Annotated in this window: 9 protein-coding genes; 3 read left to right on the top strand and 6 right to left on the bottom strand. The window is 71.6% G+C overall.

The features are described 5' to 3' along the window. Nucleotides 1–61: 61 nt before the first annotated feature. The 5 genes from ACJOT3_RS27210 to ACJOT3_RS27190 all read right to left on the bottom strand — a co-directional run bounded on the left by ACJOT3_RS27210 (nucleotide 62) and on the right by ACJOT3_RS27190 (nucleotide 4,955). Nucleotides 62–961: an alpha/beta fold hydrolase gene (locus ACJOT3_RS27210; protein WP_406975969.1), complete on the bottom strand. Its 900-nt coding sequence runs from the start codon at nucleotides 959–961 to the stop codon at nucleotides 62–64. A gap of 49 nt (nucleotides 962–1,010) precedes the next feature. Further along, nucleotides 1,011–1,361 (bottom strand): DUF4873 domain-containing protein, encoded by a 351-nt coding sequence (locus tag ACJOT3_RS27205; RefSeq protein WP_406975968.1) that lies wholly within the window; start codon nucleotides 1,359–1,361, stop codon nucleotides 1,011–1,013. Between the two features lie 14 nt (nucleotides 1,362–1,375). Continuing rightward, nucleotides 1,376–2,896 carry a flavin-containing monooxygenase gene (locus ACJOT3_RS27200; protein WP_406975967.1) on the bottom strand — a complete coding sequence of 507 codons (1,521 nt, stop codon included), beginning with the start codon at nucleotides 2,894–2,896 and terminating at the stop codon, nucleotides 1,376–1,378. A 279-nt stretch (nucleotides 2,897–3,175) separates the two neighbouring features. Beyond that, nucleotides 3,176–4,090, bottom strand: coding sequence for an AurF N-oxygenase family protein (locus ACJOT3_RS27195; RefSeq protein WP_406975966.1), 915 nt, complete (start codon nucleotides 4,088–4,090; stop codon nucleotides 3,176–3,178). 10 nt (nucleotides 4,091–4,100) lie between these two features. Next, complete coding sequence (locus tag ACJOT3_RS27190) at nucleotides 4,101–4,955, bottom strand: SDR family NAD(P)-dependent oxidoreductase (protein ID WP_406975965.1); 855 nt, start codon at nucleotides 4,953–4,955, stop codon at nucleotides 4,101–4,103. Between the two features lie 392 nt (nucleotides 4,956–5,347). Between ACJOT3_RS27190 and ACJOT3_RS27185 the strand changes: the two genes are divergently transcribed. Next, a complete protein-coding gene (locus tag ACJOT3_RS27185; RefSeq protein WP_406975964.1) occupies nucleotides 5,348–6,187 on the top strand; it encodes a MerR family transcriptional regulator in 840 nt (279 codons plus the stop codon). An 85-nt stretch (nucleotides 6,188–6,272) separates the two neighbouring features. On the opposite strand, the gene ACJOT3_RS27180 is transcribed toward ACJOT3_RS27185, so the two are convergent. Then, the gene (locus ACJOT3_RS27180) at nucleotides 6,273–8,171 is read right to left on the bottom strand and encodes a GMC oxidoreductase (RefSeq protein WP_406975963.1); all 1,899 of its coding nucleotides are present in this window, start codon (nucleotides 8,169–8,171) and stop codon (nucleotides 6,273–6,275) included. A 220-nt stretch (nucleotides 8,172–8,391) separates the two neighbouring features. Here ACJOT3_RS27180 and ACJOT3_RS27175 point away from each other — a divergent pair, with 220 nt between their 5' ends. Both ACJOT3_RS27175 and ACJOT3_RS27170 read left to right on the top strand, forming a co-directional pair. Beyond that, complete coding sequence (locus tag ACJOT3_RS27175; RefSeq protein WP_406975962.1) at nucleotides 8,392–9,039, top strand: DUF6230 family protein; 648 nt, start codon at nucleotides 8,392–8,394, stop codon at nucleotides 9,037–9,039. Between the two features lie 4 nt (nucleotides 9,040–9,043). Next, nucleotides 9,044–10,450, top strand: coding sequence for a DUF6114 domain-containing protein (locus ACJOT3_RS27170; protein ID WP_406975961.1), 1,407 nt, complete (start codon nucleotides 9,044–9,046; stop codon nucleotides 10,448–10,450). Nucleotides 10,451–10,491 lie beyond the last annotated feature (41 nt).

Below are 10,491 nucleotides of genomic sequence, written 5' to 3'. Positions count from 1 at the left end.
AACACGGCGGACGCCCCCGGCCGTCCAGTCCGGGGGCGTCCGCGGCAACACCGCTCACCGCTCACCGCGCCAGGGCGGCGCCCAGGTGGTTGGCGGCGAGCTTCTCGACGCGGTCGGCCAGCAGGTCGGGGAACTCCAGCGGCCCCATGTGCCCCGCGCCCGGCACCTCCACCACTTCCTCGCAGTTCGGCAGCAGCGAGGCCACGTGGTGGGCGTGCCAGGGCGGGGTCATGCGATCTTCCTCGCCCGCGACGAACACCGTCGGCGCGGTGATCGCGCGGACGGTCTCGTCCAGGTCGAGGTGGTTCATCATGTCCCCCCACCGCCCGCGCGCGATCGGGTTGCAGGCGTGCACCATGCGCGAGCACAGGCGCACCATGCGCGGGTCCGCCCCCCGGCTCAGCGCCACGTACTTGAACGCGGCGGTGGTCAGCGGGGTGCGCGGCCCCAGCGGCAGCGGCGCACTCAGGGTCAGCGCGGACACGGCCGCCCGCCCCAGGGCCCTGGGCAGCGGGATCGCGGTGGCCCGCTTCGGCAACTGCGTGCACCCCGTGTTGGTGAGCAGCACCGCCGCGGTCTTCTCCCGGAAGACCTCGCGGCCGCCGGTGGCCATGACGGTCATCCCGCCCATGCTGTGCCCCGCCACCACGGCGCGCTCGCCGTCCGGGACGGTCGCCGCCAGCACCGCGCACAGGTCGTCGGCCAGCTTCTCCTCCCCGTACCCCGCCGGGGTCAGGGGCACCGGGGTGCGCCCGTGCCCGCGCTGGTCGTACAGCACCACCCGCAGGTTCTCGTCGAGCAGCCGGACCACGGGCCCCCAGGACGCCAGCGACGTCGCCCAGCAGTGGGAGAACACCACGGTCGGCCCGCTCGCCGGCCCGCGCACCTCCACGTGCAGTTCCGTGCCGTCGTCGGAGACCACCCGCATCTCGCGGGCCGGGCCCAGGTGTCGGATCGCCATCGGGATACCTCTCGTTCGGGGGTTCGGGGGTTCGGGGGTTCGGGGGTTGTCAGTCCAGCAGGTCGCTCAGGTCGATCTGCGGCACCGGGTACGGCGGCGTCCCCGACCCGCTGACCGGGTGCCCGCCCCACAGGTTGGGCTCGGCCAGGGTGGCGACGCCCTCGTTCCCGTCCGGGGTGCGGATCAGCACCGTGCGCACCCCGCCCTCGTAGGCCGCGGTGACCTCCGGGGAGGGCGACAGCCGCCCCGACCACCGGTAGTCGCCGGTCAGCGGCGAGAAGTGCCCCGCCACGTGGCACCGTGCCGGGATCGGCCCACCCGCGGGCTCCCCCTCGGCGTCGAGCGGGACCAGGGTCACCTCGCCCCGGTACTCCTCTTCGTCGTCGTCGAAACCGCTCATCGCGTCCTCCTCCCTCAGGCCGCGGCACGGGCCCGGCGGGCGCCGCGGTCGACCCGAAGGTCGTAGTTGTGCGGGTCGAACCAGCGGGTGCGCAGCGCGAAGTTCCAGGTGAAGGTGGGCCACAGCGTGGTGTTGCGCCCCTCCTCGTTGAGGTACCAGCTGTCGCAGCCGCCGGTCACCCAGACGGTGCCCTCCATGCTCCTGGCCACCATCTCGTTGTAGGAGTGCTGCGCCTGCGGCCGCACCTCCAGCCGGTCCAGCCCCTGCCTGCACAGGTACTTGAGCGCTTCGACGGTGTACCGGATCTGCGCCTCGATCATGAACACCTGCGAGGTGTGCCCCAGCCCGGTGTTGGGCCCGGCCAGGATGAACGCGTTGGGGAACCCGGCGATGGTGGTCCCCCGGAACGCCTGCACGTCGGTGCCCCAGTGGTCCGCCAGGGACCGCCCCTGGGAGTTGAACACCCGGTGGGCCACCGGCGGGTCGGTCACGTGGAAGCCCGTGCCCAGGATGATCGTGTCCACCTCGTGCTCGGTCTCCCGCCCCGAGGCGTCCCGGGTGACGACCGAGTTCGGCCGGATCTCCACGATGCCGTCGGTGACCACGTCCACGTTGGGCTGCGCGAGCGCCGGGTAGTAGTCGTTGGACATCAGGACGCGCTTGCACCCGGCCCGGAAGTCGGGGGTGACCTTGGCGCGCAGCCCGGGGTCCTTGATGCTGCGGGCGATGTTGGCCCGCCCCAGCCGCTCCACGATGGACAGCAGTTTGGGGTTCTTGGCGAAGCCGAGGATGTAGCTCTCCCGCCCCCAGTAGATGCTCTTGCGGGCGATCTGCTGGGTGATGGGGATGTTCCGGTACAGCCAGCCCTCCGCCTTGGTGATGTCGCGGTCGTGCCGGAACATCACCCAGGGCGCCGTCCGCTGGAACAGCGTCAGCCTCCCCGCCTTGGGCTGGATCTGCGGCACGAACTGGATGGCGGAGGCACCGGTGCCGATCACCGCCACCCGGCGGCCGGTGAGGTCGTGGTCGTGGTCCCACTGCGCGGAGTGGAACATCCGCCCCTCGAACGTGTCGATGCCCTTGATGTCCGGCAGGGCCGGGTCGGCCAGGGGCCCGGCGCCGCTGACCAGGAACTGGGCGGTGACCGTGCCCCGCGAGGTCTCGATCCGCCAGCGGTTCTCCGCGGGCTCCCAGTGCGCGGACAGCACGTCGTGCCCGTACCGCACGTGCTCGGGAATCCCGTACTCCCCGGCGACCCGCTTGATGTACGCGAAGATCTCCGGCTGCGGGGAGAAGGTCCGGCTCCAGGTGGGGTTGAGCGCGAAGGAGAAGGAGTACAGGTGCGAGGGGACGTCGCAGGCCGCGCCCGGGTAGGAGTTGTCGCGCCAGGTGCCGCCGACGTCGTCGGCCCGCTCCAGGATCACGAAGTCCCTCGGGTCCCGCAGTCCGGCCTGCTTGAGGCGGACGGCCATGCCGAGCCCGGCGAACCCGGACCCGATGATGGCCACCCGGAAGTGCGGTGGTGCGTCGGTCACTGTCGTTCCCTTCGTGCGACCGGCCCGCGCGAGGGGTCCGCTGCGGGCCGGGAGGTGTGGGGTCCCCCGGGGGCGTGGCGCGTTTCGCCCCCGGGGGAGTGCCGCCCCGGAGGGAGGTGGCGCGTTCCGCCCTCCGGGGAGCCGACCCCCGCAGAGCGTGGCGCGTACGCCCTGCGGGAGGCCTGGTCCACCGTCGGCGGGACGTGGCGCGTTCCGCCCTGCCGACGGTGGGGTCTGTGGGGGCGCCCGGTGTGCGGGCGCCCGCGGTGGATCGGGAGGTCAGCGGCCCAGCAGGCCGGCCTTCTTCCAGAAGTAGCGGCCGAGCCCGCTGATCGCGTCCGCCGTCTCCAGCGTGCCGACGACCTTGCGGGCGGCCCAGGTCTTGGTGTCGGTCCAGTGCGGGTTGGCGTGCGCGGCCTTGTACGCCTCGCGGGGGTCCAGCCCGACCTGCTCGTAGACCTTGGGGTTGATCAGGCGGGTCGCCGAGTAGTAGGTGACCAGGCCCAGCACGAGCTTGCTGTAGGCCTTGTTGAGGGGGCCGCGCTGGACCCAGTCCCGCTGGAACTCCTCGCGGGCGTAGCGCATGTGCCGCGCCTCCTCGGTCACGTGGATGCGCGCGACCGAGCGGACCAGGGGCAGGATCTGCTCGTCCGGGACCGCCTCCCGCTGGAGCTGGTCCAGCACCTCCTCGACGAACAGGGCGCCTGCGAAGATCAGCGGGCCGTGGGCGATCGCCTTGAAGACGCGCCCCAGGTGGTAGGCGACCGGGTCGAGCCGGTGGGTGTGCCAGCCCAGCTTCTCCACCATTTTCGCGAACATGACCGTGTGGCGGCACTCGTCGGCGATCTCGGTGTAGGCGTACTGGACGTGCAGCGTGGTGGGGTCGTTGCGGTAGGCGTGCCGCACCAGCATCTGCATGAGGATGGTCTCGAACCAGATGCCGATGGTCGCGACGCTGGCGACCTCCAGGCGGCTGAGCTCCTTGCGCTTCTCCTCGCTGAGGGAGTCCCACAGCGGGGTCCCGTAGATGGAGATCCGCTCGGGGCGGATGGCCCACATGTCGGGGTCGACCGGGGCGTCCCAGTCGATCTCCACGAGCGGGTCGAAGGAGGCCTTGGCCGAGCCGCGCAGGAGGCGCTTGGCGATGTCCTCGCGGTCGGTGATCTTGGGCTTGGCGGTGATCTCTGCTGTCATTTCGTCCTCCTCAGGACGCCGTCGGCTGGGGTACGGGGCTGCCGTGACGCGTGTGGAGTCCCTGGGCGATCTCCGCGTCCGCGAAGGCGCCGTCGGCCAGGAGCAGACCGATCTGGAGGTTCACGATCTGCTCGGTCGTGCCGGGGAAGTGCCGGAACAGGTGGAGTCCGGCGGTTCCGAGCGCGGTGGAGGCCACGTCGCGCGGTGCGCGTTTGGCCCCGGCGGCCCGGACCACGGCCATGACGGTGTCGCGTTCGGTCTCGGCCGGGACGAGCCCGTCGAGCGCGACGCCGGTGGCGCGGGAGCTGTTGTGGATCGGGGTGTCCACGTAACCGGGGTAGACGGTGGTGACCCCGAGGTGGGTGCCGTACTCGGCGCGCAGGCAGTCCGCGTAGGCGGTGACGGCGCGCTTGGACACCGTGTAGGCGCCGGCGAACGGCAGCTGGAGGTTGGCGAGCAGGGACGCGGTGATGATGACGCGCCCCCGGCTCTGGAGCAGCGCGGGCACGGCGGCCGCGGTGACCCGCCAGGTGCCCAGCAGGTTGACCTCCAGGGCCTGGTGGACGTGGACGTCGGGGGCCTGGCCGGCGTCGACGGCCGGGCCGACGCCCGCGTAGTGGATGAGCAGGTCCAGACGGCCGCCGAGCCGCTCGATCGCCTCGGCGACGCCCTGGCGCACCTGCTCGTCGTCGGTGATGTCGCAGCCGATGACGCCGGGGGCGGGCTTGCGGTCGATGCCGACGACGTTCACGCCCAGGTGCCGAAGGACGGCGACCGTTGCGCTGCCGAAGGCCCCGGAGGCGCCGGTGACGATGGCGTTCAGGCCGGGCAGCCTGCGCAGATGGCGCGGCAGGGGGGTCGTCATGTGATCTCCTCCACAGTCATTGCCGGAACGTTACAACGAGCATTGTCACAATGCAATGGGGTGAAGCCGGAAATTTACTCACGGGTAAGTTCGCTGCCCGTGACCGCTGCCGTGCGGGGCGCGCACACCCGGGATGGGAGGGGGTCGCGGGGGCTCTGGGGGGTTTCGGGCTGTCGAGAAGTGGGTTTCAGGAAGTCCCTGCGTGAACAAAGGGACGCGGCGCGTGACGGAACCGCGGCCCGATCGCCCGGAAGGATGTTCCCCCTCGGGGTGGATGTGCAGGTTCTTGCGCTCCTGTCGCAAACATGACAACGTCTGTTGTCATGGTCGATAGTGTCCACACCGGGAAGATTCTGACAAGTAATGTTCACGGGTGTCTCTAGGCTGGACCCATGGCCGAATACCGCATAGACGAACTCGCCCGGCTGGCCGAAACGACGGTGCGCAATGTCCGGGTGTACCAGGACCGGGGGCTGCTCGCCCCGCCCCGCCGTGAGGGCCGCGTGGGCATCTACTCCGAGGCGCACCTGGCACGTCTGCGGCTGATCGGCCAGCTGCTGCGGCGCGGGTACACCTTCGCCAACATCGGCGAGATGTTCCAGGTCTGGGAGCGCGGCGGCGACCTCTCCGACATCCTCGGCTTCGAGTCGGCGATCGGCGACGCCTGGAGCGACGAGATCGCCGACTACCTCACCCTGGGCGACCTGCGCGAGCTGTTCGGCAAGGGGGTGAACCCCAAGACCATAAAGCGTTCGCTGGACCTGGGCGTCATCGAACGCGACGGCCTGCGCTTCCGGGTGCCCAGCCCCCGCCTGCTGCACGCCGGCGTCGAGCTGGTGCGCATGGGCATGACCGTGAACTCCGTACTGGACATCGCCGAGAACCTGCGCGACAAGATCGGCCACGTCGCCGAGCACATGACCCGGCTGGTCGCCGACCACATCATCGCCGAGTACGCCCCCGGCACGGTGCTCAACACCGAGGACCCGGCCGAGGTCGCCGAGGTGATCCGCAAGGTCCGCCCGCTGGCCCAGCAGGCCGTGGACGCGGTCCTGGCCCAGGAGATGGCCGCCCAGCTCACCAACGTCATGGGCGAGCACTTCGCCGACGCCATGGAACTGCTCAACAAGGAGCGCGACCGCCTCGCCGTCCCGCCCCCCGCCCCGGCCGCCGAGCAGGCCCCCGACTCCGAGCCGGTCACCGGAGGACCGGTCCCCGACGCGCGGAACTGACGCGAGCGACCACCGACGCGGCCGGCGGGCGCCCCCACCCGCGCGGGAGCGGTCCCCCGGGGCCGGCGGCCCCGGGGGGAGACGCTCAGGCCCCGGTGCTCCCGGCGGTCTCGGCGCCCTCGGCCGTCTTCTCCGCAGCCGTCTCCTCCGCGGGCGCGTTCTCCGCGGGTGCGGTCTCGGCGACCGACAGCGGCAGCGGGGTGGTGTACCGCAGCTCCGCGAAGGCGCCCGCCGGAACCGCGGGGGAGCGCGGGAACACCGGCCGCACCCGGCGGTAGTCCTCCCCCTGCGCCGGGCGGGCGTCCTCCTCGCCCTTGTTGGGCCACATCGACAGCGCCCGCTCGGCCTGCGCGGTGATCGTCAGAGACGGGTTCACGCCCAGGTTCGCGGTGACCGCCGCCCCGTCCACCACGTGCAGGTCCGGGTACCCGAACAGCCGGTGGTAGGGGTCGATGACACCGTTCTCGGCGCTGTCGCCGATCGGGCAGCCGCCCAGGAAGTGCGCGGTCATCGGGATGTTGAAGATGTCGCCGACGGTGCCGCCCGGGTAGCCGTCGATCCGCTCGGCCAGGCGCGTGGCCGCGTCCTGGCCGGCCGGGATCCAGGTGGGGTTGGGCTCGCCGTGCCCCTGCCGGGAGGTGAGCGTCTTCCTGCCGCCGAACAGCCCCTTCTTGACCGACGTGGTCAGCGAGTTGTCCAGCGACTGCATCACCAGGCCGATGATGACCCGCTCCGACCAGCGGCGGTTGGAGAAGCTGCGGGCGAACACCACCGGGTGGCGGACCGCCCGCCCCAGGAACCGCGCCCAGCGCGGCACGCGGCCGCCGCCCGGCACCTGCATGGCGGTGAGCAGCCCCATCGCGTTGGAGCCCTTGCCGTAGCGGACCGGCTCGATGTGGGTGTTCTCGTCGGGGTGGATGGAGGACGTGATGGCCACGCCGTGGGTCAGGTCCTCCTTCCACGGCACCTGGCGGCTCATCGCGCCGACCAGGGCCTCGGAGTTGGTGCGGGTGAGCGTGCCCAGCCGGTCCGACAGCCGGGGCAGCAGCCCGGCGTCCTTCATCCGGTGCAGCAGGGTCTGGGTGTTGTAGGTCCCGGCCGCGACGACGACCTGGCGGGCGGTGAACGTGCGGGCGTTCTCCCTGCGCCGGGGGGCGTCGGTACGGACGGTGTCGACGGCGTACCCGCCGTCGGCCAGGGGGCGGATACGCTCCACCGTGGTCAGGGGGTGCACCTCGGCGCCGCCACGCTCCGCGAAGTACAGGTAGTTCTCGGTCAGCATGTTCTTGGCGCCGTGCCGGCAGCCGGTCATGCACTCGCCGCACTCCAGGCAGGCCCTGCGGTCCGGCCCGGCCCCGCCGAAGTAGGGGTCGCCCACGGACTCGCCGGGGGAGGCCTCGGCCCCCGAGCCGTCCTCGCCGTCGCCGAAGCAGACGCCGACCGGGGTCAGCCGGAAGGTGTGGCCCACGCCGATCTCCTCGGCGACCGCCTTGAGGTGGCGGTCGGAGGCGGTGACGGTGGGGTTGGTGCGCACGCCCAGCATGCGCCGGGCCTGGTCGTAGAAGGGCGCCAGCTCCGACTTCCAGTCGGTGATGTGGCGCCACTGCGGGTCCTCGAAGAACGGGTCCATCGGGTGGTACAGCGTGTTGGCGTAGTTCAGGGAACCGCCGCCGACCCCGGCCCCGGCCAGGATCATCACGTCGCGCAGCAGGTGGATCCGCTGGATGCCGTACAGCCCGGCCTGCGGGGCCCAGAGGAAGTTCTTCACGTCCCAGGACGATGACGGCAGGGTTTCGGGTGTGAAACGGCGCCCGGCTTCCAGGACGCCGACACGGTAACCCTTCTCAGTGAGGCGGAGGGCACTGACCGATCCGCCGAAGCCGGAGCCGATCACCACGACGTCGTAGTCGAAGCGGTCGTCCTCGGTCGGTCCGGTCGCCTTGTCGGGGGTGGCGGGGGAGTCCGCGTTGCGCTCTAGGGGCACGTGCTGGTCTCGCTATCGGGTCGGTCGCGGGTGGTCCGTAGTGCGCCGGATACGGGTCCGCAACATTCTTTGCGCCATCTGGAAATGTGACAATAACTATTGTAACGTTCGTCACTACCGCCGAGTAAGGTGTGTTCCATGTAACACGCGAGGCGTGCATCGGCGCAAGTTCCTCTCCCCCACGCCGCCCCCCAGGGGCGGTGGACCACTGGAGGTTTCCATGCCCAAGGCTTCCGAGGAGACGCCGCAGGTGTCCCAGGATGCGCCTGAGCAGCACGAAGGCTCGCGCGGAACCCGCTGGCGCCGCTTCGCCCTCGTCGCGGTCCCCGGCTTCGTCGCCGCCGCGGTGCTCGGCGGGATGACCACGCAGGGCCTGCTCGCCGCCTCGTTCGCCGTCTCCGGCGACAGCTTCAAGATGTCCGCCGACAGCCTGGTCGGCAACGGCTTCACCCAGTACGGCGACGTCGCCACCTCCGTGGACGGGACCGGCCGCCCGGTCGGCCTGTCCACCGTCAACACCGCCGAGCTCCAGAACCTCTGCATGTCCTCGCTGTGGGACCTGCCCATCGGCCAGGCCACCCTGGTCATCACCGCGGGCGAGAGCACCCCCGTCGAGGGCACCAACCTCGTCATTGACATCGAACAGCTCCAGGGCAACGCCGAGTTCAGCAAGATCGAGATCGGCCGGGACGCCAGCACCCTCGACAAGGCCGAGGGCGGCCAGGGTCCCGCCGGCGGTTTCGGCCTCCAGGCCGACAAGATCACCGTTTCGGACATGAAGATGACCACCTGGGCCGTGACCTCCGGCTCCCTGCGCCTGTCCGGGCTGGGACTGGCGATCAAGCCCGGCGACCACGAGTGCTTCTGATCCCATGACCCCTGCACTGACCCTCCTGCGCTCGGGATGGGGACGGTTCCGCCAGTGGCGGCGCAGCCGCCCGTTCTGGGGCGGCGTCATCCTCATCGCGGCCGGAATCGAGCTGCTGGTCGCCCCGGCCGCACAGACCCTCGTCCTCCCGATCGACCTGATCATCTACGCCGGCATCGCCGGTGTGTCCGGCACCCTCATCGCGGTGCTGATGATCGTGCTCGGCGTGCTGAGCTGGCTCCAGCCCGCCCAGAACACGTTCTTCGGGGTGGTCGGGGTCCTGCTCGCCCTGGTGACCTTCGTGACCTCCAACTTCGGCGGGTTCGTCATCGGCATGCTGCTCGGTATCGTCGGCGGGTCGCTCGTGTTCGCCTGGGGTCCCAAGGCCCGTCGGAGCCCGCGCGGGCGCCGGCGGGCGGGGGCCGCCCCGGGCGATGACACCGCCGACGGCGGCGACGACGCCGAGGACCCCGACGCCGGTGACCACGGCGCCGGAGGCCCCGGTGCCGCGACCCCCGGCGCCCGCACCGACGAACTGCCCGCGACCGGGACCACCGAGGGCGGGACCCGTCCACTGGCGGCCCTCGCCCTGCCCCTGGCGACCGTCCTCGTCCTGGCCGCGGCCCCCGCACCCGCCCAGGACTGGCCCTGGGACTGGCTCTTCCCCGGCAGCGGCGGCGGGAGCGGGGAACAGCCCGCCGACGACCCCTCACCGTCCCCATCGCCCTCCCCGTCACCCTCGCCCCCTCCCGGCGACCGGGACCCCGCCCCCGGAGAACCCGGGACCGGGGACCCCGGAACCGAACCCGGCACCGAGGAGGGCGGAGAGGAAGAGGACCCCGGGGAGGACCCCGAGGCCGACCCCGCCGCGTGCGAGTTCCGCACCGGCGAGGGGGCGACGGCGCGGACCGAGGACGAGTTCGTCGAGGCCGTCCTGGCCTGCCAGGCCGCCCAGGAGGCCGACGAGCTCCCCGAGATCCCCGTCGACGCCGGCTACGACTGCTTCCGCGGCTCGGTCCGCACCTCCGGACTGACCGCAGACCTGCTGACCATGAGCGGCGCCCGCTACGACGGCGTCGTGGAGTGCCCCACCGCCGACGGTCCCCGGCGCTACCTCCGGCTCACCATGAGCCGGGCCGACGTCACCAACGGGGACCTGTGGTTCGAGGAGTACGGGACCAGGATGAGCCTGGGCCTGCCCACCATGACCCTGGACGGCGACGTCGTCCTGCACGTCACCCGGATGCGGATCAACATCTTCGGCATCCCCATCCCCATCACCTTCACCCCGGACTTCCCGCCGCCGCTGCTGCTGCCGTACATGTTCGTCACCGACGTCGACGTCTCCAGCCCCATGGCGGCGACGAACCGGATGAACATCACGGACCTGAACGGGCGGTACGCGGGCTGACCGGCCCGGACACCGGAACTCCGGCGGGACCGGAACACGGC

The sequence above is a fragment of the Nocardiopsis protaetiae genome, from assembly GCF_045446735.1.
Classification (GTDB): domain Bacteria; phylum Actinomycetota; class Actinomycetes; order Streptosporangiales; family Streptosporangiaceae; genus Nocardiopsis; species Nocardiopsis protaetiae.
Note: the sequence above shows the minus strand (reverse complement) of the source record. Positions and strands in the feature narration are given on the sequence as shown.

Excerpts from the sequence above, each read along its gene's own strand:
- ACJOT3_RS27185 (WP_406975964.1), top strand. The coding sequence starts at position 5,348 with ATGGCCGAATACCGCATAGACGAACTCGCCCGGCTGGCCGAAACGACG.
- ACJOT3_RS27190 (WP_406975965.1), bottom strand. The coding sequence starts at position 4,955 with ATGACGACCCCCCTGCCGCGCCATCTGCGCAGGCTGCCCGGCCTGAAC.
- ACJOT3_RS27195 (WP_406975966.1), bottom strand. The coding sequence starts at position 4,090 with ATGACAGCAGAGATCACCGCCAAGCCCAAGATCACCGACCGCGAGGAC.
- ACJOT3_RS27205 (WP_406975968.1), bottom strand. The coding sequence starts at position 1,361 with ATGAGCGGTTTCGACGACGACGAAGAGGAGTACCGGGGCGAGGTGACC.
- ACJOT3_RS27175 (WP_406975962.1), top strand. The coding sequence starts at position 8,392 with ATGCCCAAGGCTTCCGAGGAGACGCCGCAGGTGTCCCAGGATGCGCCT.
- ACJOT3_RS27210 (WP_406975969.1), bottom strand. The coding sequence starts at position 961 with ATGGCGATCCGACACCTGGGCCCGGCCCGCGAGATGCGGGTGGTCTCC.
- ACJOT3_RS27170 (WP_406975961.1), top strand. The coding sequence starts at position 9,044 with ATGACCCCTGCACTGACCCTCCTGCGCTCGGGATGGGGACGGTTCCGC.